Below are 23,829 nucleotides of genomic sequence, written 5' to 3'. Positions count from 1 at the left end.
TCGATTATAATATACATGTTCAATAACATTTTTCCGTATCATATTATATAGAAAAAATTCATCTTTAAGATGGTATCCAGCGGAACATAATTTCACAAATTATTCTGTGTATATTAACAAATAACGATTATCTTCATGTTAAAGCTGCCTATAATTTATACCTCGTTACAGAACTAACGATATTAAGGTTAAAATTAGGCTACATTAAATTGAAAGTAAGCACCTTAGCTAACTGGGAGTTACAACGTGTTACGTTAACGAGTAATTCAAATGTTGATGTAACTAATTTTAATAAGAACAACAAGATGAAAAAAACTGTATTAACCATTACATTAAATCCTTCATTAGATAAAAGCACCAGGGTTCAAAACATTGTTCCCGAAAAGAAGCTGCGCTGTGATACTCCAAAGTATGAAGCTGGTGGTGGAGGAATTAATGTAAGTCGTGCACTCAAACGCCTTGACATATCGTCAAATACACTTTTTACCTCTGGAGGAAAAACAGGCAATATGTTGGAGGTATTATTAAAACAGGAAGAACTCGATATTATACCCATCCATATCGGATGTGAGACAAGGGAGAACTTTATTGTGGTAGATACAACCAACAACCGGCAATACCGATTTGGATTTCCAGGTGAAGCCTTTACAGCTGAAGAAAAGGAAAACATCCTGGCTATTGTTGACCAATTAAATCCAATACCTGACTTTGTAGTCATCAGCGGTAGTCTCCCAGGCGATGTCCCCCCGAACTTTATCGGGTTACTTATCAATAAATGTAAAGCTATAGGAAGTAAAGTGATCGTAGATACTTCGGGGGATGCACTTAAAGTTGCGTTGCAAGAAGGGGTATATCTACTGAAACCAAATGCAGGTGAATTGGCCGCTCTTGTCGGAAAAGAGGAATTGCTCAGAACAGATCTGGATCATGCCGCCCAGCAAATAATTTCGCAGGGCCAAGCTGTCCTTGTTGTCGTCTCTCTGGGTGCCCAGGGAGCCGTACTGTATACCGCAGCCGAAAAAATTCAGATGGTTCCACCACTTGTGAAAATACGTAGTACTGTAGGTGCCGGAGACAGTATGGTGGCAGGTATGGTATCCATTCTGGCCCGAGAAGGCACAATCGAAGAAGTGCTTCGCATGGGGATAGCTTGCGGATCGGCGACCACTATGGCTGAGGGAACCGCCCTCTTTCAAAAGAAAGATGTGGACAGACTATATGACGAGGTTAGAAAGCTATAAGCGCATGGATTAAATACGCATGATTTAATTTTTAGAATACCTGCGCAACTGCAATAATCCTGTTTTCGGCAATGCGGAATGCGCCAGGCTTTAAGGAACTTTTTAACCTAATCTTTATTGTATTTATGCATATCAAAAAAATCCAGAACCATAATCTTTTTGCTTATAGAAGATTACGCCGGGCCATCGGATATCTAGGAATATTTCTGCCCATTATCTTGGTCTTTCTATCCCTTTTTAAGTTTTTCGGCACCAGCATTCAACCATCTATCAGTCATTACTATTTTTCAAATCTTCGAGAGATTTTTACTGGAATTTTATGTGCTGTTGGGCTATTTCTAATCTGCTATAAAGGCAATGGAAATAAAGTCATCTGGAAAAATGATAATCTGCTTACTAACCTCGCCGGGTTTATGGCAATCGGAGTTGCATTTATACCAACGGATCCAATTGGTACCAGTTGTACACAATGTACGTTAGTTTCTATTGGGTTAAAAGAACTGCATTACGGATTTGCAGCCGTACTTTTTCTCACGTTTGCACTCCTTTCCATCCATGTATTTACCATAGGTCAGGAACAAAACAAAGAGATTCCGATTAGTGTGATAAATGAAAATAACATTTACCGATTTTGTGGCTATGGTATTATCGTTTGTATCGCTTTGATCCCGTTTAAGCTTTTTGAATATGCGACACTTGTTTTTGAAGCAATAGCGCTTTTCTTATTTGGCAGTTCCTGGCTTATTAAAGGCCGCGCTTTGGGTGATAAAGGGGCTATTGGTAGAAAACTGTATCGTGAACAGAATATAACGGACACCGAAGAGATGTGGTCAGAATAGGAAGATCTAGGATTTCGGATGATCTATGGGGTTAACCTGCTTTTCTTCGGTTGTCAGCGGGGCTGGCGGAATCTCCGTCACATTGCGTTCGATCTCCTGGGTCTCTACATGTACAGCAAATTGAGCAGGTTCTATCGGAATCCCCATTACCGTTGCGTATTCTCTTGTATAGATTGCTCCAAAATATAAAATTGCAGCGGTATAATACACCCACAGCAAGATTAGAACAAATGATCCTGCAGCACCATACGTGTCTTGGGTCGCTGAGTGTTCCAGATATATTCCGATGAGATAACGGCCAAAAACAAATAATATCGCAGTAAATAAGGCGCCTGCACGTACAGTGCGCCACTGAATATTGACATCAGGCAGCACTTTAAAGATAACGCTGAAAAGGACGAATATAATACCAAATGACAGTGCAAAATTGATCCCGTTAACCAACATCACTGTCATGTCAGGGAAATAGCGCTGCAACTGTCCGGTTAGCGCTAGAATTATACCATTGATGATTAAGGTGACGACAAGTAAGAAACCTAGACCAATGACTAAAGAAGAAGATAGCAGGCGATCCTGTATTAACTTTAACCAGCCCTTTTTTGGCTTGGCGCGGACATGCCATATTTTATTGATCGAATTTTGGATATCCCCGAAGACTGTTGTGGCCCCTAAGATCAATGTAATACTACTGACGAGTAAGGCCATATTTGATTTACCAGATAATTCAAGATTTTGAATAACCTCTTGAATTTGTTTGGCGGCACTGTTTCCCACTAGCCCGCGTAATTCCATAAAGACCTTTCCCTCAATGGCATCTTCCCCAAAAAATATACCCGCCAATGCAATGATCAATACCAATATAGGACCAATTGAAAAAACGGTATAGTATGATAGAGAAGCACTGTATTTCATTGAATCTTCGTTCAAAAAACCTGAAACTGAGCTCTTCAAAATTCGCCAGTAAGTCTTTATACTATTTCTACTTTTGGTTCTAATATCCATAATAATCATCTTTGTTCGTATGAATAAACCAGTTACAAACGGAGAATGTTTTGGATTTGCAAACAAACATACCTATTGGGTAATCACCCAATTATTCATGCGAATAATCCCGAATGGTACCCTCGAGAATAAGTTGATTAGGGCGAGCAACTTTCAAGTTGAAATCCATATCCGAAGCAATCGTCTTAGATAATAAAATCGGAGAGATTTTTAAAGCATCCGGCCAATCCGCAAGATGAATTGCAATATGCGAAAGACTATTGGTTTTTGTGTATTTAGTCGGCAACTTATCTATTGTTGAAGCCGTTGACAGAATATTGAATTGACCATCATTTTTCTGAAACCACTGATAAAATAACTTATTGGGAAGAAATTTAGGTAAATGCTCATCCCCGCGGATACCAAATCGAACATTGGGAACTTTACTTTCATAGGCTGTTTTTTCCTCTACTGTTTCGAAATCATCATTAACAGCATAATTGATAATGGTATCTGTCTGAACAACCTTATTTTTTAAAATTTCGACATCGACATAATCACCCTTCATATGGGCGATAATAGAATCTGCTGAAACGGGAAAATCAACAAGTATGTCTTTTAAAGCTATCTTTAACCGCTCGTTTGGAAAATTAATCCAACCTTTGCTGATGTAGTCTTCGTTTATCAATTCGCGGACAAGATAGTGTTGCGGAAAGTTCCATGTATCAAACTGCAGTTCACCTACAATATCAATACGATTTCCTTTGAGATCAAATTCAATAAAATTTTTAGTCGAAATATCACTATATCGCATTGATTTACGTGTGAGCTCACTCGGATGGTTTATAAATTGCTCAATAGAAACCCGCCCGGAATCAGCCTGAATCAACCGGATCATTTCATCTTTCTTTTGATCGAGATGAAAGCCTAGCCCTACTAATAAGGTATTCCCTTTCCAAACAAATGCAATTTTACCTGTTTCTTGATAAGCATAACATACTCCCGGAGCAGCATTATTTTCAATAGAATCAATGGACAGCCCCGATTTTAAAAATGTTAGAAATTGTTTCTCATCATTCAAATCAAAAAAAGCATAAAAGTTCCTCGCAGAATCTTCCAGCGAAAAAAGAAATACATTAGCCTTGATATCAATTCCATTATCCCTTAATTTATTCAATTTGTTAGCAAAGTCCTGTCCCCTTTTTGGCGCAGTCTGCCATTTATTGAAGAATTGGTTCAATAGAATATCATCAAGGGAGATAGTTAATAATGCCTTACTCTTTTTATGAACTTCGGAACTGTACGATTGCTGCTGTCGAATGATATAAATTCCCCAGCCTACTATCGCCAATCCTACTAGGAGGCCTAAAGTCCAAATTATTCCTTTTTTAATCATGATCAGTTACATCAATTGGGTTGTCAATTTTAGATTGTTCTTCTGGCACGATACCATCGAGCAATTGGTTGATCATAAACTGTAAGCCGCTGTTTGCATTTGCAGGTAACTCAAGGTGCAGATCAGTTTCTAGTCTATCGCCAACAATTCCTTTCGAACTCAAACTAAAATTACCATAATTATTCAATTCTGCCAGTGTAGCACGCCAGCTATTGCCCAATACAAGATTCAGATCTTTTGTCAGCGCTGGTATTTTCTTTGTCTGGAACGCCGCAGAAAATCTACTTCCTTTCATAAGCTTAACAAAAGACTTGTTGGGCTTGACCGTGTAATTATCCATGTGTAAAATTTTATTTAACTCCAGGCTATCGTTGCTGATCATCACCAGATCTTCGCTGAACATCAGGTATAAAGGAAAATCTTTGCCATTGCCTTGTTTGATTTTATAGATCCCTCCCGCAAAGCTTGCATCGGACTTTGATACTGCAACATCCAGTGCTTTTTTGATCATCCTTTGATCTTCGGATGTAAACATCCAGATAAAAGACAGGACTTTCTCTTCCTTAGTTTTATTGACTTCCTTTACGTCATAATTATCGTCATAATCGTAATCAACATAGTCGACCTTCAGATTGGTTATTCCATTGATAACAACCAAGTTATCACCAGGCATAATTTTAGCAACAGCTTTTTCATCCAGTGCAATTTCAAGACCGAGAGCCATAAGTTCAAGTACCTCATTCTCTTTTCCAAAATATTTCTTCAGGTTTTTCGAGACAAATGCTGGCATTTCTTTTAGGTAGGCTTCAGTATTTATATTCACATTAAAATAGCCCAATGTTTCCTCCGTTAAATATTTTGCAAGCTTTGGGTTTGGCTTCCTTGCATATAATTGCTTGGTCAGTTTCGCCAGGTCTTTGCCTAGGGTTATACTCGTTTTAAGCGTAATTTTATTTCTCTGTTGTGTCAGGTCGAAGAACATCTCCTTATAATCATTTTCCAATGAGAAACTGCTTGTATGATAATACGCATCTGTCATGGAACGTAGGGAACGAAGTCCGTCATAAAGGCCTTCGACTTTGGGTAGCCATACGCGCGCAATATCCACATTCTTTAGGAAGCGGGCATGCTCGCCCACAGGTATATTGGGGTAGTTACCCTTCAATAGTTGCTCCTGCTCATGCAGCAACCATTTTTCCAATAACATATTCTTAATGGAATCATTGCGACGATTCACTTTCTCAAAGGCCACATCAAGAGAATCGTAGTTAATATCGCCCTTATAAACACTTGTGTCGGTTGCTGTCGTACTAGCATAGACGTCCAAAGGCTCCTGCCCCTCTTGCTGCACTTCAGTTTTTAATGAATCAAAGTCAAACGCCTCCCATTCCATCGTTGTAGAATCCATTAACACTGTGTCGGCGCAGTTCGCGGCCTCATCTGCGGCGGCAGAGGCAGCAGCGACAGCGGCTGCGGCGTAATCAATATTTTCAATACCGTATAATGCGGCGATAGAATCTTTTTCAAAATAGGTTCTACCAACTTCACCTTTTAATATTCTGAATTCCTTTGTATTCCAGGCAAGCAATTGTCCATCTGCTGTTTTGAACCGCTTATAGTCGTTTATGGTAGGAAGTGGAGTACCCTCCATATGCAGCAATTTTTCAAAACGACTTACGGTGTTGATCGGAACAATCATCTCACCGTACAACAAGCTGTCCTGATCATTTCTGTAGTATATCGCCATTCCCTTCGAATCCACCCCTGCCTGCTGAAAATCCTGCTGGAGGTCAAGATTTTTCCTTTCAAAATACTTAAAAAAACCGAGCCGATCCAACATCTTATTCAATGTGGAAGCTTTTGTGTACTCAACAACTTTCGCTAGATTAATGGCCACTACCGTATTTGATCCTGCGGGGATTTTAGTGTCAAAAACCTGTGCACGCGCCGTACTACCACCCAAAGACAGCATAACGCCAAAACAAAAGGGTAACATTTTTTTTCCAGTACAGCGAAAAAAACTAGCTGACATAACCATATACATTTGATCCTTTCTCTTATTCATCTATAGCATCAAAAGTATCAAATGCGATAGGGTATTCTCATCCCTGAATTCAGGTAATTCATGGATTTCACCTAGACTTCGCGTATCAGACCATATTCTATGGCAGATTTGACAGCCGCGGTCACACTTTTTGTCTGAAATTTTTCCATTAAGTTTTTTCGATGGCTCTCTACCGTATGGGAACTGATAAACAGACTTTCAGCAATCTGATTGGTCGTCATTCCCTTAGCTACAAAGGTTAGGATTTCCTTTTCACGGCGTGTAAGTTTAGGAACTTGCTTAAGTCCCGCATCCGTCTTTTTGTTGAGTATCGCCTGGGTTTTCGTACAGATATACCGTTTACCAACCAGAACATCGGCTATGGCTGCAATAATCTCAGCACCGGTAGCATTTTTTTGAAGATAAGCATCTGCTCCTTCGGTCAGAATGCTATTGATCACAGCCAATTCATTATGCACACTAAAAGCTGCTATTCTCATTTCTGGATGTGCTTCTTTTAATCCTTTGACCAGATCTATACCATTCGCATCAGGAAGATTGATGTCGAGTAACAATACATGCGGTGCATCAGCAACAATATTTTTAAATAAGTCTTCAGCACTCGCATACATACCCACAACCTCAAAATCCTCGTGAGCATTGATAATATTTTTTAATCCCTCCAACAACAGAGGATGATCATCCGTAATTGCTATCTTTATCATATGAAATTATAATTAAACAACAGGCATTTCGATTTCTATGGTAGTACCTTCGCCCAGGACAGATATAACCTTCATGTCGCCATGAAGAAAAGAAAGCCTCGACTGTATATTGTGCATACCCGCTGAATGTTGTAAATCTATTTTTTTGGTATCAAATCCCTTGCCATCGTCTTCGATCGTGATATGTAAACGCTCTTTATGCGCAGAAAGTTGTATAAAAATATTACTTGCGGCGGCATGCTTCAACGCATTGTTCACAAGTTCCTGAATGATTCTGTACAAGGAAATCTGATGTTCTACACTTAATTTTGATTCAAATTGAATGAATTCACATTCTACCTGGCAATTCGTTTGACTCATACGTGCCGCATAGTCCTTCAATGCTTCCTCTAGACCATATTTGATAATTAAATCGGGCATCAGGTTATGTGCAAGCCGACGCAGTTCATCTACTGCGTCATCCAGCAGTTCGATACTCCGTGTAATGCCATTCTTAACGAAAGGCTGCTCTTCACTGCTATCCGCAATCGATGATAGACCGAGTTTTGTACTCGACAACAATCCACCTAGCCCATCGTGTAAATCCCTAGCCAGGCGGGTCCGCTCCTTCTCTTCCCCTGCCAACATCGCCGTCAGGTTTTTGATCGCATGTTGCTGATTATTTTTTTCAATTTCAAGTCCATGTAAATGTTCCTTTTGTTTTAAGGTTTTGGAACGCTGCCAATAGGCATAAAACAATAAGATAACAGCAATTAAACAGCTTATAAATAACCAGATATAAATCGAATTCATACGTGACTTAAAGGCAATCTCCTGCTTAGAAACATTCAGTTCCTGCAGGCGCTGTTCATTCTCCAAGCGGCTTAATTGCAAGTCCTGTTCCTTTTTGTCGCGCTCAAGCTGAAGCACTTTCAACTGTTGGGTACGGTTTAGTTCGTTCAATTTGAGATTTTCAACCAGTTGATTCTGCCGGTCGTTTAGTGCTTTCATCAATTTGATCTGTTGTTCCTTTTTCTCGCCCTCTAAACGGAGACGCATTAATTTCTGATTTTGTAGCTCCCGTTCATATTTGATCTCAAGTTGTTTGGTTTTATCCACTTTATCCGAGTTGAATGCCTCTTCGAACACATTGATATAACTTTTTTGGTATTGAAATGCCTCTTCGTATTTTCCTTCTTCAACACTTACTTCAGCCAATCTACTATACAAGCTTAGTCCCATCTGATAATCGTAATGAGGTTCACGTTGCAGGTTGTAAAGTGCCTGTTGAAGGTATTTTTTCCCTTGATCGCGATGACCACTTTTAAAAGCTTCGTCAGCCAATACACCATATGCAGGAACAGTAATGGCAAATTGTCCGGTTTCCTGCGCAATCGCCAAAGCTTGCTGGGCAAATGAAATCGCTTTTTTCGCTCCGTTTTCCGGATAGAACTCATGGTACAAGTTGGCCAGATTCACGGAAACATAGGCCATATCCGTTGGGTTAACAAGATCTTTTTTATTCGTTTGTGCGATTCGATATGCCGCAAGATAATGATCTTCGGCTTTCTTCAAAAGTAGCCGATCAGTCCGGCTTGACCGATATTCTTCCTCAAACAGGTAACCGGCTTGCATATAGGCATCAAATAAACTCGCTATGTTTCGGCCAGTTTTAGCCGTCTCCAATAACAGGTTTGTATATTTCTCCTGAAATTCATAATTGCGTTGGTTGGCGTAGATGGAAGTCAACTCCTTATATATAGCCAGTTTACGGGCAATATTTGCATCCGTCTGGGGTGCCTTTTCCAAAAAAGAAATCGCCTTATGAAACTGTCCAACCGCCTGATCCTCCTTATTCTGCCTTGTCATAATCCAGCCATCACAATAATGAATATAGCCCTTCGTACCGTTATCGCTGACTAAGGGCAGAACGGATTTTGCATGCTCGAAATAAAAACGTGATTTTTCGAAGAGATGATCGTTATAGTTATTCATTGCTGCGATACAATTTAAATAGGCATAGTACTGTTTATCCGGATAATTTTTGGCCAGTTGGATATTATCATTGAGCAACTGGCTCGCCAATTCTTTCTCATTGTTGAAATACAATGCCTGCGCATATTTTCCGGTCAGCACAAAACGCTCCTTACTTCCTAAAGGAAGATTATAGTATGATTTCTGTAGCTCCTGCAACTGTTCCTGAGCATATAGCTGAAAACAAGAGAATAGAAAAACTAAGCATATAAAAAAGGTTTTAAAAAAAACGCGAATATACCTCATAAAGTCTATTAATTCCTATTAGTGGACCGGTCAAAACTAGATAAATTTGCCCTTATAAACAATTATAATTAGCAGCAAAATACCCCTGGTCTCAGTTGGCATGCTGAGTTGCTTGCCATTCAATACCCAACAATTTCCCAAATACAATACCTTTCCGGTAAAGTAAAAGACAAAAAGTGTAGCTTTGTATAAAAGCGTCATTTGATCAGCAACGAATCTATAAAGATGAAATATATATACTTGTTTCTTGCTATCGCAGCAGAGATTTTCGCGACAACTTTCCTGAAAAAATCCGAAGGTTTTACCCTATGGAAGCCTACCCTTATCTGTATCATTGGCTATGTTATAGCGTTTTATTTCCTTAGCATAACATTAAAATATCTACCTGTAGGAATATCCTATGCAATTTGGTCAGGAGTTGGCATTGTTGCCATTACTTTGATAGGCATGATTCTGTTTAAACAGATTCCGGATACAGCAGCAGTGATCGGAATGATCTTAATAGTCGCTGGAGTTATTATTATCAATGTCTTTTCAAAAATGGGTGCACATTAGCTGATCTAAAAACTAAATGTGTATTTTTGCATCTTACATAAACAAAAAGGATACGTGTCGTTAGAGAAACTAAAACTAAGCAAAAGATTGACTGCTACAATGACCGAGCTCGGTTATTTGGCTCCAAAAGAAATTCAGAGTAGATGTATTTCCAGAATTCTTGGTGGACAGGATGTGATTGCGATCGCTCCTGAAGGGGCTGGCAAAACCACAACTTATGTGTTATCGACCTTGATGAAATTGAAATTTACGGACGATGAAGCACCTAAGTTTTTAATATTGGCTCCAAATGAAGAACGCATCGATGAGATTGTTGAAAAATTTCACCAACTAAGCAAAAATAGAGATCTCCGTATTATCGGATTACGTGCCGGCGGTAGTATGGAAGAAGAAATAGAAGAATTAGTTGCAGGAAAGGACATTGTCGTTGCGACGCCAAACCGTGCACGTGCCATCTATCTCAAATTAGCACTCAATCTAAACCGTATCCAAACCTTGATTATTGATGATGCCGAAGAAATCATCAAACAGGGAATGCAAACCCCTGTACGGGAATTAGCTGAAAGTTGTGGCAAAGTCCAACACCTTGTTTTCAGCACCGTTGAGCATCAAAAACTGTATGACATGATTGATACCCATCTCAATGAAGATTATGCATTGGTGGAAGTCGACGAATTGGAAAACGAAGCCATTGATACGTTGGATCTTTTGCGCTATCAGCTTCCTAATTTTACCACAAAAATAAATCTGCTAAATTACCTGCTACAGGATAAAGAGGTTTTCCAAAAAGTAATTGTTTTTGTAAATTCAAAACTTACGGCACAAAAGCTGGCTACGAGTTTATTTAAACAGACCAAAGAAGAAATCGCCATTCTTAATCCACTGTTTTATGATGATTTTGGCTACGAAACAACAGCAGATTTTATAGAAAATGAGCAAAGCCGCATACTGATCATTGCCCGGGAAAACTCCGATGCTGTTGATATTGTAAATATTCCCTTTATCTTCCAATTTGAACTGCCGAATGAAAAAGAAGAGTTTTTAAACTATATCATCAAAAATGACGATAATGAGGAAACAATAGTCTTAACCTTTTCCACCGACCTGGAACTCCCCATGGTCAGAAAAATAGAACAGGCTGTGGGTAAAAGAATGGATCTACTGGATTTACCTGAAGATCTTCAAATCTACAATCCAATAAATGATAAAAAGAAAAAGTCTACCAAGGAAGAACAGCAGCAAGATGATTCCCGTGGTGGAGCATTTCATCAAAAAAAGGAAAGTAATGCCAAAACTTTCAATTACGGTGGCGGCGAAAAAGCAAAAATGAAGATGAAATTGAAAAAGAAATAAATAAAAAAGGAAAGTACAACTTTCCTTTTTTTATTTTAACACCTTTTTTAACAGGTTAATATAAGCATTTGCAATATGTTCCATTCCCTGATCATTGGGGTGGGCATAATCCACTGTTGAGTTGAGGTCCAGTCCTAAGTCTTCGCTAGACAGCATAAAAATCTGCTTAATCCCCTGTGACTTTAATTTCTCGTAAGTTGCCTTCAACACCTGGCTGCTTTGCAGATATTCCTTATTTTTGTCTTCGTTAAATACCGTACTGATATTCCCAGAGCTATGCTGCGTCAATATAACTGGGGTTGTCGGATGTTCCTTTCTTAAAAATGTAACGGTATGAACCAACAGGGAATCCAGTTGTTTTTCACTGAGCGACTTAGTTACCGAAAGATTGGGAATACAGTCCAATATATAACAGGCCGCGTCCACCTGATTCATCAATGATAAGATAGGCTGCTCGAGACGACCATTACCCGAAAAACATAAATTTATAATTTCGTTATTAACAGCCCTCCCGACTTGGCTTGTCCAGGCGAGACCTGGCCGACTGCTGCATGCCCCTTGTCCAATGGAAGTGCCATACACCACAATAGGTTTCGAAGTCGCTGTATAGGTATAGCTTAGCTTAGATTCCTTTGGAATACCAATTTTCAACCATTTAACGGTATTATACAAAGGGAGATACAAACGATATTTAAAGTTATTATTCTCACCTATATTCTTCCACGTATAAGAAATCGTGTCTGAAAAATCATAATTACCATAAGCCCATTTCCAGACTTTATTCGTTGTGTCATAAGCATAAAGATCCAGTCCACTCACACCTGTAGTCGGCATATGGGGCATATTTAATCCGCCCGTTACCTGATATTGAACTGTCATTTCTGGGGCTGAAGTTTGAAAATCAATGTAAAGTCCAGCAGAATTTTGGCCAAGCTCCCAGACCGGTTTACGGACCTTCTTTTCGAGCTCATCCGGAAGTCGACTAAAAGCTGTAAGCTGCTGATTATCGACACGGCCTTCGATATGCTTATCTTCAAGAGGCGAAAACCAGCTATAATTTTGCTGTGCTTTGGTAATCGAAGAAAATGAGAACAGCACAAGTACCAGGAAAGAAACTTTTGAAAACATGGATTAATTTAGATTTTGAATTGGATTAAAAAAGGAGCCGATTGGCTCCTTTCTATTGCGATTTATTGATTATACTATAAAATAGCTTGTCTAACGCGCACCAGTTTTTCCATCAAGCCTTCAAGTAGATCCAGGTGTAGCATATTTGCGCCATCTGATTTTGCGTTTGCCGGATCCGGATGGGTTTCGATAAATAGACCATCAGCTCCTACAGCAATCGCTGCTTTGGCAATTGTTTCTATTAACGCAGGTTTTCCTCCTGTCACTCCTGAGGTTTGATTCGGTTGTTGAAGTGAATGTGTACAATCCATCACTGTAGGTACATTAAAAGAACGCATTTCAGGAATTCCCCTGTAGTCAACGATCAGATCCTGATAGCCGAATGTATTCCCTCGATCTGTTAAAAATACCTTTTCGTTACCAGACTCCACAATCTTATCTACAGCAAACTTCATGGATCCGGCACTTAAAAATTGTCCTTTTTTTACATTGACGACTTTATTGGTTTTTGCTGCCGCGACCAATAAATCCGTTTGTCTACATAAAAATGCTGGAATCTGAAGAACATCGACATAAGCCGCAGCCATATCTGCCTCATGACTTTCATGGATATCTGTTACCGTAGGAACTCCAAAGGTCTTCCCTACTTTCTCCAAAATTTTCAATGCTTTTTCATCTCCGATGCCCATAAAAGAATCCAAACGAGATCGATTGGCCTTACGATAAGAACCTTTAAAAATATAAGGGATATTGAGTTTATCTGTAATAGTAACAATCTTTTCAGCAATCCGCAAAGCGATTTCTTCTCCCTCAATTGCACATGGCCCTGCCATTAAAAAGAAATTCTGCGATGTTCCATTCTTTATCTCAGGAATGTATTTATTGATCATATGAAATATATAAAATTTTTAATTACCCAATTCCGATAAAAATTTGATACGCATCAATTGAAGGTCTTCAAAAGTATAATCGTCGCCTCCTAATTCTTTAAGCGCATCCTCGATGGAATCAGTTTCCGCTGTTTTAAAGTAATCGTATACCTCTTCTTGACGGTCTTCATCAATAATTTCGTCAATAAAATAATTGATATTTATCTTGGTCCCGGCATTGACGATCGTTTCAATTTCCTTCAATATTTCCTCGTAGGTAATTCCCTTTGCTGCTGCAATATCATCCAGTGCAATCTTGCGGTCAATATTTTGGATGATGGCTACCTTTAGCGCAGATTTATTTGCTGTGCTTTTGATGACCAGATCCACCGGTCGGTCAATTTCATTTTCCTCCACATAGTCTTTGATCAGCGCGATAAAGGAAGCACCAAATTTAATCGCCTTACCATTCCCTACCCCCTGAATCTGTTTTAATTCGTCGATATTGACCGGATAGTGCGTACACATTTCCTCTAAAGAAGGGTCTTGGAAAATTACAAACGGAGGTAATGATTTACTCTTAGCAATCTTTTTACGCAAATCTTTGAGCATGCCCAGCAGCGTCGTATCAAGAGCTCCAGTGCCATGACCAGCGTCTTCTCCATTCGCACTCTCACCGCTTTCAATAGGATGATTTAAAACAAATTTCAACTGATACGGATTGTCCAAATAACGTAGACCAATATCCGTTAATTTCAGTAAACCATAGTGGTCAATATCTTTTTCAATGAAATTATCCAGTACAGCCTGTCTTAACAAAGACTTCCAATAAATGACACCTTTCTCTTTTCCTGAACCAAACAACGGGTGCTCGTCATGTTTATAGGAGGATACAGGTTGATTGTTTTGCCCGATCATCACGTTAATGACATGATGGTCATCAAATTTCTCCCCCTGTTCCTTAATAAAGCTCAATACATTTTTTAGGGATTCCTCGGCTTCAAAATATTCTTTTTCCGAACGACAGTTGTCGCACATGTTACTACAGCCTTGTTCATCAAAATTTTCACCGAAATAATGAAGAATCTGTTTACGACGGCAGACAGCTGACTCGGAATAATCAATGACTTCTTTGAGTATCTGTGTACCAATCTCACGTTCGGCCACAGGTTTATCTTTCATGAATTTAGTCAGCTTTTCAACATCTTTCTCTGAATAAAAAGCCAGACAATAACCATCTCCCCCGTCACGACCGGCACGACCGGTTTCCTGATAGTAGCCCTCCATAGATTTTGGAATATCATGATGGATAACATAACGGACATCCGGTTTGTCAATCCCCATTCCAAAAGCGATTGTCGCAACGATCACTTCAACATCCTCCATCAAAAATTTATCCTGTGTATCAGCTCTTGTTTTAGCATCAAGGCCCGCATGGTATGGAAGCGCTTTAATGCCGTTCAGGTTTAACACCTCACTTATTTCTTCTACTTTCTTCCTACTCAAGCAATAGACGATACCTGTTTTTCCTGATTTCGTTTTGATAAACCGTACAATTTCTTTGACTACGTCTTTTTTGGGACGTACTTCATAATACAAATTGCTCCGATTAAATGATGATTTAAATAATACCGCATCATTCATCTGTAAGTTTTTACGGATATCAGATTGCACTTTAGGAGTCGCCGTTGCTGTCAACGCAATAATTGGAATATTAGCGCCAATCTCATTGATCACCTGACGTATTTTGCGATACTCGGGTCTAAAATCATGTCCCCATTCTGAAATACAGTGTGCTTCGTCCACCGCGACAAAAGACACCGTAATCTGATGTAAAAACTCCACATTATCTTGCTTAGCAAGTGATTCCGGAGCTACATAAAGCAACTTGGTCTTTCCTGCAAGCACATCCTCCTTTACCCGGGTGATTTCACTCTTATTTAGGGAAGAGTTCAAAAAATGAGCGATGCTATCTTCGCCGCCGAACGCGCGAAGCTGATCTACTTGATTTTTCATTAAAGCAATCAAAGGGGAAATTACAATTGCAGTTCCCTCGCTCATGAGTGCTGGCAGTTGATAACAAATTGATTTCCCTCCCCCGGTTGGCATAATAACAAAGGTATCCTTCTTTTGAAGAATACTAGTTATAATAGCCTCTTGATCCCCTTTAAAAGTATCAAAACCAAAAAAATCCTGTAAATTGTCGAAAAGTGATTTTTCTATTTCCATTGCGCCTTGGGCAAAAATAAGATAGATAATGAAGAAATAATCCTGAAAAATAATCTATTTTTGCAATCTATTCTAATACATAAAAGTAAGAGTATTTTTTGTGAAAAACAACTACGAAATAAAAAATATAGCTATCCAGGCTATTCAAGAAGAAGCCAAAGCAGTAGCTGCTCTGGCTCAATATATTGATGATGATTTTGTTACCGTTGTAAATAAAATCCTACACCTTCAAGGACGGGTCGTCGTCACAGGCATCGGAAAAAGTGCCATTATCGCACAAAAGATTGTTGCAACATTAAATTCTACCGGGACACCGTCCATCTTTATGCATGCTGCCGATGCTATTCACGGAGATTTAGGTATCATCCAACAACATGATCTGATTATTGCCATATCCAAAAGTGGCAATACGCCAGAAATCAAAGTACTGGTTCCTTTTCTGAAACAGACGAAAAATACCTTAGTGGCTTTGGTGGGCAATACAGCTTCCTACCTAGCCAAAAATGCGGATTACATCCTGAACACCACCGTAGAAAAAGAAGCCTGCCCAAATAATTTGGCACCAACATCCAGCACTACTGCGCAATTGGCCATGGGCGATGCGCTGGCCGTTGTATTACAGGAATGCCGTGACTTTACAGATCAGGATTTTGCTAAATACCATCCCGGTGGTGCCTTAGGTAAAAAACTCTATTTAAAAGTTGCGGACCTATCTGATCAAAATGGCAAGCCGAGTGTACAATTAGATGCAAATATCAGAGACATTATCATTACTATTACCCAGTTCAGATTGGGGGCGGTCGCTGTCTTAAACGGCACAGAGATCCAGGGTATTATTACCGATGGGGATATCCGTCGCATGCTTGAAAGATATACGGACCTGGCAACGATCCATGCTGCCGACATTATGGGGAAATCACCAAAGGTCATCGACAAAAATGAACTTGCGGCCAATGCCCTCCATATTATGCGGGAAAACAACATCAATCAGTTATTGGTATCCGACAAAGGGAACTACGATGGCGTTGTCCATATACAGGATCTGCTGAAAGAAGGCATAATATAACTGTAATAAAGTTGTTAGATGTAGAATAAATTGGCAATAAACAGTACATTTGGCATATCAGTTGTACTAGTTTAATCACAAAGTAATATCTTAAGAAGTATGAAAAAGTATATAACAATTTTAGCAGTGATCATTTCCTTTATCGGTTTTTCATCTATGCAGGCCGGACAAGGAGAGTTTAAATTTGAAAAAGAAACGCATGATTTCGGCAAAATTCCCGCTGGAACTCCTGTATCCTATAATTTTAAATTTTCAAACACAGGCAGCGAGCCTATTATCATTTCGAATGTAGTGCCTACCTGTGGTTGTTCGGTTGCCGAATTTACTAAAACTCCGATCAAACCAGGGGAAACAGGAACAATCAAAGTGACGTACAACGCGGCAGCTAAGGCGCCATTTACCAAAAGCTTCACGGTACAGTCAAATACAAAAACTCCTGTAAAGACACTTTATATTAAAGGGATTGTAGAATAAAAATTCGACAGATAAAACGAAAAAAGCCACATCCTGATGTGGCTTTTTTCGTTTTATTTTGGTTAGCTTTGCACAACTAATTTTAAAAAAACTATAATGCCAGTAATATCAGAAAAAGGGCTAAATATGCCTGCGTCACCCATCAGAAAACTGACGCCTTATGCTGATCAAGCAAAAAAAGAGGGTAAAAAGATATACCACTTAAATATCGGGCAACCAGATATCCAGACACCTGAAATTATGCTTAATGCTTTGAAAAATATTGATTTCAAAGTATGGGCTTATACGCCTTCTGAAGGTACTGCCTCCTACCGAAAAAAATTAGCCGAATACTATAACAAGCTAAATTATAATATTGAACCGACCGATATCCTCGTGACAAATGGCGGCTCAGAGGCAATCACAATCACCATGCAGGCTTGTTTAAATGAAGGGGAAGAAGTCATTATTCCAGAACCTTTTTATGCAAACTATAATGGTTTTGCCTGTTCATCTGATATTGTGATCAAACCGATCATGTCTTATATCGAAAGTGGATTTGCATTGCCTTCTATTGCTGAATTTGAGAAAGTAATTACAGAAAAAACAAAAGCTATCTGTATCTGTAATCCCAACAACCCGACAGGCTATCTTTATTCTAGGGAGGAACTAGAAGCTTTACGGGAACTTTGTCTGAAATATGACCTTTACCTGTTCTCCGATGAGGCTTATCGCGAATTCTGCTATGATGGCCGCGAATTTATATCCCCAATGCATCTGGAAGGCCTCGAAAATAATGTTGTTATCTTCGATACAGTTTCAAAGCGTTATTCCGCATGCGGTGCACGTATCGGCTGTATAATTACTAAAAATAAAGAGTTATATCAGACTGCATTGAAATTTGCTCAGGCTCGTTTAAGTCCATCGCTGGAAGGACAGATTGCGGGCGAAGCGGCAGTCGATACCCCGGACAGTTATTTTGAAGCCGTGTCCAAAGAATATACGGCCAGAAGAGATACGTTGGTCAGTGGATTAAATGCAATTGAAGGTGTATACTCTCCTAATCCCGGAGGTGCATTTTATGTGGTTGCTAAATTACCGATCGACAATGCGGATAAATTCTGTCAATGGATGTTGGAAGAGTTTTCCTATAACAACGAAACGGTCATGATGGCTCCGGCAACTGGTTTCTATAGCACGGAAGGTGCGGGAACAAATGAAGTCCGCCTAGCTTATGTACTGAACCAGGATGATCTTAAAAACGCCTTAACCTGTCTGGAGAAAGCCCTGGCAATTTATCCCGGAAGAACAAATTAAAAGTAAAGTCTAAAGGCCCATCGAAGCCAGTCTCCGAAAAAGAGCTGGCTTTTTTGTCTTTTAGCAGTATCTCAAAGCCTGTTTTCTCCTGAATTTGAAAAAATCAAAACTAAATTTCGAGCGACATTGTTCTTAATACAGTATAACTAAAGATATTGCATATGGATAAATTGAAGAAATTCCAATTGATGGAAAAGATAGCGAGAGAGTTGGAAGATGTCAGAAATAGCCAACAGGCTGTTTTAGAAAAGATAGGCAAAATCGAAGTTGATAATATCGAACTCGGTGATAAGAATATCGAACAGACGATTCCCGAAATCTATCAACGTACAGCGGATAATTCAGACGCTATTAAAGCGCTACTGGAATCTTTTCAAGAACAAACAGCAGAGTTTGGAGAGAAAAACAATGTCGACAAACTACTCGAGCAACAGCAGATCAATAGTATCAAATAGCTGTGGCAAAAAATACAAAAGATGCCGATTTTTCAATCGGCATCTTTTGTTATATCGTATTTATGCTTCTATTCTAGAGGCTTTAACTTTTAGATATTCCTCTTCAACAAAAAGTAGTTGTTGCTCGGGGGTAAGATTTGAGTTATCCAATACGATAGCATCTTCGGCTTGTCTGAGCGGACTCTCAGCACGTGTGCTGTCGATCCTATCCCGATTGGCAAGATTTTCCACCACCTCTTCTAGCGTGACGTCCTCCCCTTTTTCAGTTAATTCCAGGTATCTTCTGGCTGCCCTAACTTTAGGATCTGCGGTCATAAAAATTTTCAGATCGGCATCGGGGAAGACGGTGGTGCCAATATCCCGGCCATCCATAATAATATTTCTCCGGCGACCCAATTTTTGCTGTTGAGCCACCATTGCTGTTCGCACCGTTTTAATTGCACTAACCTCACTAACTTTATCAGAAATATACATTTGACGGATTTCTTCCGAAATATCTTCATCGTTGAGGTGAATCTCGGTTTTGGCGGCATTTGGAATAAAGTCTATATGAATATCCTTTAAAGCACTTTCAATCGCTTCCTGATCATCTAAGGCAATATGATGACGAATAAAATAGAGCGTTACAGCCCTGTACATCGCACCGCTATCAATAAAGGCGAATTTTAATTTTTTAGCCAGTGCTTTGGCAAGCGTACTTTTTCCGCAGGAGGAAAAGCCATCTATGGCGATAATAAAATTGTGTCTTGTACTCATTATTCATTTCCTCCTATGATGACACCGGGCTTATTCACCAACGGAACCTTAGTTAGGTTACCATCCACAATGCTTTCCGGTAAAAAGATATACTTTTTATCGTAAATCGTATTATCGATATAAAAGCTCAACCAGTATTCGTTGGTTAGGCCAAAGACCTGTTCGTCGATGGCTTCAACGCGATCAAAGGATTTGGCTTCGATATTTCCGATAAAATGCCGCAAAGTAGTAGTTGTCACCTGTCTTCCATCTTTTTCACCATAGCCCCTTGAACTGATCAGCACATTCTGTATCGCTATATTCTTATCGTTAATAACATACACCGTCCAGTTCTTTGTCTCCACGGTTTCGCCTTCCAAAACCACGGCAATCATAATATCTTTTACTATATTTTCTGGCAAATCTGCTTTCATCCCTATTTAGACTTTGTCGTTTTTTTAGTTGTAGCCTTCTTTGCTGTTGTTTTTTTGGCAACCGTTTTCTTTTCTGCGGTTTTGGCTTTAACGGCTTTACCTTTCGGCGCATCTGCTTCCGCCCATTTCAACACATCAGCATAGCTGATTTTTTCGATCTCCGTGCCTTTCGGGATTTTTAAGTTCTGCTTGCCAAAACGAATAAATGGTCCCCAACGCCCTTGTTCAATCTGTGCCTCTGGATTTTCATCGAATACACGGATCACTTTTTCAATGTCTTTTTGGCGTTTCTCCTGAATAATCTGAATACACTCCTCTTCGGTTACATCCAGCGGGTCTACTCCCTTTGGCAAGGAATAAAACGCTGAGTTATGACGGATATAAGGCCCAAAGCGACCAACAGCAACGGTCATTTCTTTATCTTCAAATACACCAACTTTTTTCGGCAATTTGAATAACTCCATCGCATCGTCAAAAGTGATTGTCTCGATCATCTGGCCTTTACGCAAAGATGCAAAGCGAGGTTTTTCTTCGTCATCCGGTGAACCGATCTGTACCAAAGGACCAAATTTTCCGATACGTACCGAGACAGGTTTACCTGAAACCGGATCTACACCTAACTCACGCTCATTATTGGCACGGTCGGCATTTTCCAACGTATCCTCTACCTCCGAGTGGAATGGCCCATAGAAATCATGCAACATCTTTGTCCATTCGGTCAGCCCATGCGCGATATCGTCAAACTCTTTCTCAACATTTGCCGTAAAGTGAAAGTCGACAATACCGTTGAAATGCTCTACGAGGAAGTCATTGACCACAACACCGATATCAGTTGGAAACATTTTCCCTTTTTCTGCTCCGGTAATTTCTGTTTTCGTTACTGCTTTCACTTCATCGTGCTCAAGGGTCAGCACACGATAGTTACGTGACCTTCCCTCCCTTTCTTCTTTGACGACATAACCACGATTTTGGATCGTAGATATTGTTGGTGCATAAGTCGAAGGTCTACCGATCCCCAGTTCCTCTAATTTCTTCACCAATGCAGCCTCCGTATAACGGGCCGGTGGACGTGTAAAACGTTCCGTCGCGGACATATTCTTTAATACTAACTGTAAACCTACAGTCAATGGTGGAAGAATGGCATTATCACTGTCCTCATCAAATGTTGTCTCCTGATCATCGTCCACAGACTCCATATAGACTTTCAGAAAACCATCGAATTTCATGACCTCACCTGAAGCATTTAGGTCTTCGGAACGGGTGGAAATCGAAATTTTTGCGAGTGTACGTTCAAATTCCGCTTCACTCATCTGGGAAGCAATGGCCCGCTTCCAGATCAGTTCGTACAATCGTTTTTCAGCAGAATCGCCTTCAATGGTATGTTCCGAAAAATAAGTTGGACGTATCGCCTCGTGCGCTTCCTGCGCGCCCGAAGTTTTGGTTTTATATCTCCTTACTTTATGGTACTTGTTACCATAAGCTGATTTAATTTCCTTTTCAGCAGCCTCTATTGCTGTATCACTCAGATTGACCGAATCGGTACGCATATAGGTAATACGTCCGGATTCGTAGAGACGTTGGGCCACTTGCATGGTACGTGCCACGGAGAATCCAAGCTTTCTACTGGCCTCCTGTTGTAAGGTCGAAGTTGTAAATGGCGCTGCTGGCGAGCGTTTGGATGGTTTTGTCTCTAGATTTTTAACTGTAAACAACGCTGCTTTACAGTCTTCTAAAAATTGGGTTGCCTCGGCTTCTGTCGCAAATCGTTGCGGAAGCTCTGCTTTAAAGCTATCCTTGATCTTTCCTGTATGAAAGAAAGCAACAATCTTAAATGCCGCTTCAGGTTCGAACTTGTTAATCTCCCGCTCCCGGTCAACAATCAACCTCACAGCAACAGATTGCACACGACCTGCAGATAAAGATGGCTTCACCTTCTTCCATAAAACAGGCGACAGCTCAAAGCCTACCAATCTATCCAATACACGTCTGGCCTGTTGTGCATTAACAAGATTATAATCTATTTTACGGGGGTTCTCGATGGCTTTTAATATTGCAGGTTTCGTGATCTCATGAAAAACAATACGCTTTGTACTTGCATCTTTAAGTCCCAATGTCTCAAATAAATGCCAAGAAATAGCTTCCCCTTCACGGTCCTCATCGGATGCGAGCCACACAGTTTCGGCTGCCTTAGCTAATTTTTTCAGCTCGCTTACGACTGCTTTTTTATCAGATGGAACTTCATACTTCTGTTCGAAATTATTCGCAGTATTAATTGCATCATCGGTTTTCACCAGGTCACGGATATGCCCATAACTTGACTTGACCAAAAAATCACTTCCTAAATATCCTTCTATCGTTTTTGCTTTCGCTGGAGACTCAACTATCAATAAATTTTTCGCCATCTAATTTGAGATTTGTGCAAATAAAGGGAATTCTAAAAGGAATGACAATAATTTCTTGCAAAAAAGACAAAAAAAATAGATTTCGTCTTAATACATAAGTGATTTGTCCTATGACATTAACTGTATTGTCCTATTTTAAATCGGGTCATAATCGCCCCCTGACAAGCGCTTATCCTATAAAACTGATAGTTGATCATTATTAAAACTTCGTTTTTCTTCATATCAGCAATTTCAACAATTCATTTTAGTTTGTTCTATTTCGAAAACACCTATTAAAACCTGTATAATTCAAGCAACCGAAACCTGCAGCCTAAAAAAAGTAAAATAGGTTATGTATATTCGCTTATTCAAAAAAGGGTAATTCACCCTTAATTTTGGTTTAAAATAATAAATAATGAAAAGAAGTCTTGTTAGAACAGTCTTTTTTGGTATAATATTACCATTTGCATCTTGCTCAGTTATGAAAGATTCCGCAAAAACAACCAACAACTTTCCTAAACTCAGTTTGGAAGCCCATCGTGGTGGACGTGGCCTATACCCCGAAGAGTCTATCGCAGCAATGAAAAATGCTATTGATCTGCCGCAGGTAACAACACTGGAAATGGACTGTCAAATTACAAAAGACCGAAAGGTTGTCGTCTTTCATGACGATTATCTCAATCCCAAATTTGTACTAAAACCAGATGGCACCGAGATCCCCGAAAAAGATAAATCGCTGAAAATATTTGCAACGAACTACAAGGACCTAATCAAATACGATATCGGTTCCAAATTTTATAAAGAGTTTCCCGATCAAAAAAAACAGGTTACACACATTGCGAAACTCGCCGACCTCATCGATAGTACAGAAGCCTACGCCCTCCAAAAGAGAACAACGCCTATGTTTTATAATATTGAGGTGAAAAGCAGTACGGATAAAGATGGGATAGCGCATCCCCGGGTAGAAGAATTCGTTGATTTAATGGTACAGGTTATCACAGAAAAAAGAATTGCAGCACGTACCGTGATTCAATCTTTTGATATCCGGGCGGTCAGGTATCTAAACAAAGCCTATCCACAAATCAAAGCATCTTATCTGATTGACGCCAATTACACGAAAAATGCAGAGGAAACAATCGCAGCACTCGGTTTCACACCCTTTATCATTAGCCCACACTATAAATTAGTGACAAGCGACTTTGTCAAGCAATACCATAAAGCAAATGTGAAGGTGATCCCGTGGACGGTAAATAACAAAGCAGATATGGAGCAATTAAAGACGTTAAAGGTAGATGGAATTATCAGTGATTACCCAAATCTGTTCTAAGGGTTCAATTGTTTCAATACCATAAACCACTCTTCCACTTGC

General features: G+C 39.7%; 20 protein-coding genes. 9 read left to right on the top strand and 11 right to left on the bottom strand.

The window, feature by feature from the left end:
* The first annotated feature begins 305 nt into the window (after positions 1 to 305).
* Positions 306 to 1,241 (top strand): 1-phosphofructokinase family hexose kinase, encoded by a 936-nt coding sequence (locus ABDW32_RS06725; RefSeq protein WP_343560676.1) that lies wholly within the window; start codon positions 306 to 308, stop codon positions 1,239 to 1,241.
* Between the two features lie 125 nt (positions 1,242 to 1,366).
* Positions 1,367 to 2,080: a hypothetical protein gene (locus ABDW32_RS06720; protein WP_343560674.1), complete on the top strand. Its 714-nt coding sequence runs from the start codon at positions 1,367 to 1,369 to the stop codon at positions 2,078 to 2,080.
* A 6-nt stretch (positions 2,081 to 2,086) separates the two neighbouring features.
* On the opposite strand, the gene ABDW32_RS06715 is transcribed toward ABDW32_RS06720, so the two are convergent.
* The 5 genes from ABDW32_RS06715 to ABDW32_RS06695 form a co-directional block, all read right to left on the bottom strand.
* Positions 2,087 to 3,082 carry a YihY/virulence factor BrkB family protein gene (locus ABDW32_RS06715; RefSeq protein WP_343560672.1) on the bottom strand — a complete coding sequence of 332 codons (996 nt, stop codon included), beginning with the start codon at positions 3,080 to 3,082 and terminating at the stop codon, positions 2,087 to 2,089.
* Between the two features lie 91 nt (positions 3,083 to 3,173).
* Complete coding sequence (locus ABDW32_RS06710) at positions 3,174 to 4,457, bottom strand: hypothetical protein (protein WP_343560670.1); 1,284 nt, start codon at positions 4,455 to 4,457, stop codon at positions 3,174 to 3,176.
* Complete coding sequence (locus ABDW32_RS06705) at positions 4,450 to 6,453, bottom strand: hypothetical protein (RefSeq protein WP_343560668.1); 2,004 nt, start codon at positions 6,451 to 6,453, stop codon at positions 4,450 to 4,452. Before ABDW32_RS06705 ends, ABDW32_RS06710 begins: the two co-directional genes overlap by 8 nt.
* Before the next feature lie 140 nt (positions 6,454 to 6,593).
* Positions 6,594 to 7,226: a response regulator transcription factor gene (locus tag ABDW32_RS06700; protein WP_343560666.1), complete on the bottom strand. Its 633-nt coding sequence runs from the start codon at positions 7,224 to 7,226 to the stop codon at positions 6,594 to 6,596.
* A gap of 12 nt (positions 7,227 to 7,238) precedes the next feature.
* Positions 7,239 to 9,485, bottom strand: a complete 2,247-nt coding sequence (locus tag ABDW32_RS06695; protein WP_343560664.1) for a sensor histidine kinase — start codon at positions 9,483 to 9,485, stop codon at positions 7,239 to 7,241.
* 225 nt (positions 9,486 to 9,710) lie between these two features.
* Here ABDW32_RS06695 and ABDW32_RS06690 point away from each other — a divergent pair, with 225 nt between their 5' ends.
* On the top strand, positions 9,711 to 10,040 hold the full coding sequence (locus ABDW32_RS06690) for a multidrug efflux SMR transporter (protein ID WP_343560662.1): 330 nt from the start codon (positions 9,711 to 9,713) through the stop codon (positions 10,038 to 10,040).
* Between the two features lie 54 nt (positions 10,041 to 10,094).
* Positions 10,095 to 11,393 (top strand): DEAD/DEAH box helicase, encoded by a 1,299-nt coding sequence (locus ABDW32_RS06685; protein WP_343560660.1) that lies wholly within the window; start codon positions 10,095 to 10,097, stop codon positions 11,391 to 11,393.
* A gap of 30 nt (positions 11,394 to 11,423) precedes the next feature.
* Here the strand turns inward: ABDW32_RS06685 and ABDW32_RS06680 are convergent, their stop codons facing one another.
* From ABDW32_RS06680 to recQ, 3 genes are all read right to left on the bottom strand, one after another.
* Positions 11,424 to 12,521 (bottom strand): SGNH/GDSL hydrolase family protein, encoded by a 1,098-nt coding sequence (locus tag ABDW32_RS06680; protein WP_343560658.1) that lies wholly within the window; start codon positions 12,519 to 12,521, stop codon positions 11,424 to 11,426.
* A gap of 74 nt (positions 12,522 to 12,595) precedes the next feature.
* The gene (kdsA, locus tag ABDW32_RS06675) at positions 12,596 to 13,411 is read right to left on the bottom strand and encodes a 3-deoxy-8-phosphooctulonate synthase (protein WP_343560656.1); all 816 of its coding nucleotides are present in this window, start codon (positions 13,409 to 13,411) and stop codon (positions 12,596 to 12,598) included.
* 18 nt (positions 13,412 to 13,429) lie between these two features.
* On the bottom strand, positions 13,430 to 15,619 hold the full coding sequence (gene recQ / locus ABDW32_RS06670; RefSeq protein WP_343560655.1) for a DNA helicase RecQ: 2,190 nt from the start codon (positions 15,617 to 15,619) through the stop codon (positions 13,430 to 13,432).
* A 100-nt stretch (positions 15,620 to 15,719) separates the two neighbouring features.
* Between recQ and ABDW32_RS06665 the strand changes: the two genes are divergently transcribed.
* From ABDW32_RS06665 to ABDW32_RS06650, 4 genes are all read left to right on the top strand, one after another.
* A complete protein-coding gene (locus ABDW32_RS06665; RefSeq protein ID WP_343560653.1) occupies positions 15,720 to 16,685 on the top strand; it encodes a KpsF/GutQ family sugar-phosphate isomerase in 966 nt (321 codons plus the stop codon).
* Between the two features lie 99 nt (positions 16,686 to 16,784).
* Positions 16,785 to 17,159 carry a DUF1573 domain-containing protein gene (locus ABDW32_RS06660; RefSeq protein WP_077434338.1) on the top strand — a complete coding sequence of 125 codons (375 nt, stop codon included), beginning with the start codon at positions 16,785 to 16,787 and terminating at the stop codon, positions 17,157 to 17,159.
* 96 nt (positions 17,160 to 17,255) lie between these two features.
* A complete protein-coding gene (locus ABDW32_RS06655) occupies positions 17,256 to 18,455 on the top strand; it encodes a pyridoxal phosphate-dependent aminotransferase (RefSeq protein WP_343560649.1) in 1,200 nt (399 codons plus the stop codon).
* A 161-nt stretch (positions 18,456 to 18,616) separates the two neighbouring features.
* On the top strand, positions 18,617 to 18,910 hold the full coding sequence (locus tag ABDW32_RS06650) for a hypothetical protein (RefSeq protein WP_259178697.1): 294 nt from the start codon (positions 18,617 to 18,619) through the stop codon (positions 18,908 to 18,910).
* A gap of 60 nt (positions 18,911 to 18,970) precedes the next feature.
* Here the strand turns inward: ABDW32_RS06650 and cmk are convergent, their stop codons facing one another.
* Genes cmk through topA form a run of 3 tightly spaced genes read right to left on the bottom strand, consistent with a single transcriptional unit; the run spans position 18,971 to position 22,481 of the window.
* Positions 18,971 to 19,666 carry a (d)CMP kinase gene (gene cmk / locus ABDW32_RS06645; RefSeq protein WP_343560644.1) on the bottom strand — a complete coding sequence of 232 codons (696 nt, stop codon included), beginning with the start codon at positions 19,664 to 19,666 and terminating at the stop codon, positions 18,971 to 18,973.
* The gene (locus ABDW32_RS06640; protein ID WP_343560642.1) at positions 19,666 to 20,079 is read right to left on the bottom strand and encodes a hypothetical protein; all 414 of its coding nucleotides are present in this window, start codon (positions 20,077 to 20,079) and stop codon (positions 19,666 to 19,668) included. Before ABDW32_RS06640 ends, cmk begins: the two co-directional genes overlap by 1 nt.
* A 2-nt stretch (positions 20,080 to 20,081) precedes the next feature.
* Positions 20,082 to 22,481, bottom strand: coding sequence for a type I DNA topoisomerase (topA, locus tag ABDW32_RS06635; protein WP_343560640.1), 2,400 nt, complete (start codon positions 22,479 to 22,481; stop codon positions 20,082 to 20,084).
* A gap of 460 nt (positions 22,482 to 22,941) precedes the next feature.
* Between topA and ABDW32_RS06630 the strand changes: the two genes are divergently transcribed.
* The gene (locus ABDW32_RS06630) at positions 22,942 to 23,787 is read left to right on the top strand and encodes a glycerophosphodiester phosphodiesterase family protein (RefSeq protein WP_343560638.1); all 846 of its coding nucleotides are present in this window, start codon (positions 22,942 to 22,944) and stop codon (positions 23,785 to 23,787) included.
* Positions 23,788 to 23,829 lie beyond the last annotated feature (42 nt).

Origin of the sequence: Sphingobacterium sp. (genome assembly GCF_039596235.1) — a bacterium.
Classification (GTDB): Bacteria; Bacteroidota; Bacteroidia; order Sphingobacteriales; family Sphingobacteriaceae; genus Sphingobacterium.
Note: the sequence above shows the minus strand (reverse complement) of the source record. Positions and strands in the feature narration are given on the sequence as shown.

Coding starts and splice junctions, on each gene's coding strand:
- cmk (WP_343560644.1), bottom strand. CDS start 19,666: ATGAGTACAAGACACAATTTTATTATCGCCATAGATGGCTTTTCCTCC.
- ABDW32_RS06660 (WP_077434338.1), top strand. CDS start 16,785: ATGAAAAAGTATATAACAATTTTAGCAGTGATCATTTCCTTTATCGGT.
- ABDW32_RS06725 (WP_343560676.1), top strand. CDS start 306: ATGAAAAAAACTGTATTAACCATTACATTAAATCCTTCATTAGATAAA.
- ABDW32_RS06680 (WP_343560658.1), bottom strand. CDS start 12,521: ATGTTTTCAAAAGTTTCTTTCCTGGTACTTGTGCTGTTCTCATTTTCT.
- ABDW32_RS06710 (WP_343560670.1), bottom strand. CDS start 4,457: ATGATTAAAAAAGGAATAATTTGGACTTTAGGCCTCCTAGTAGGATTG.
- recQ (WP_343560655.1), bottom strand. CDS start 15,619: ATGGAAATAGAAAAATCACTTTTCGACAATTTACAGGATTTTTTTGGT.
- ABDW32_RS06640 (WP_343560642.1), bottom strand. CDS start 20,079: ATGAAAGCAGATTTGCCAGAAAATATAGTAAAAGATATTATGATTGCC.
- ABDW32_RS06655 (WP_343560649.1), top strand. CDS start 17,256: ATGCCAGTAATATCAGAAAAAGGGCTAAATATGCCTGCGTCACCCATC.
- ABDW32_RS06695 (WP_343560664.1), bottom strand. CDS start 9,485: ATGAGGTATATTCGCGTTTTTTTTAAAACCTTTTTTATATGCTTAGTT.
- kdsA (WP_343560656.1), bottom strand. CDS start 13,411: ATGATCAATAAATACATTCCTGAGATAAAGAATGGAACATCGCAGAAT.
- ABDW32_RS06650 (WP_259178697.1), top strand. CDS start 18,617: ATGGATAAATTGAAGAAATTCCAATTGATGGAAAAGATAGCGAGAGAG.
- ABDW32_RS06700 (WP_343560666.1), bottom strand. CDS start 7,226: ATGATAAAGATAGCAATTACGGATGATCATCCTCTGTTGTTGGAGGGA.
- ABDW32_RS06705 (WP_343560668.1), bottom strand. CDS start 6,453: ATGTTACCCTTTTGTTTTGGCGTTATGCTGTCTTTGGGTGGTAGTACG.
- topA (WP_343560640.1), bottom strand. CDS start 22,481: ATGGCGAAAAATTTATTGATAGTTGAGTCTCCAGCGAAAGCAAAAACG.
- ABDW32_RS06630 (WP_343560638.1), top strand. CDS start 22,942: ATGAAAGATTCCGCAAAAACAACCAACAACTTTCCTAAACTCAGTTTG.
- ABDW32_RS06720 (WP_343560674.1), top strand. CDS start 1,367: ATGCATATCAAAAAAATCCAGAACCATAATCTTTTTGCTTATAGAAGA.
- ABDW32_RS06715 (WP_343560672.1), bottom strand. CDS start 3,082: ATGGATATTAGAACCAAAAGTAGAAATAGTATAAAGACTTACTGGCGA.
- ABDW32_RS06690 (WP_343560662.1), top strand. CDS start 9,711: ATGAAATATATATACTTGTTTCTTGCTATCGCAGCAGAGATTTTCGCG.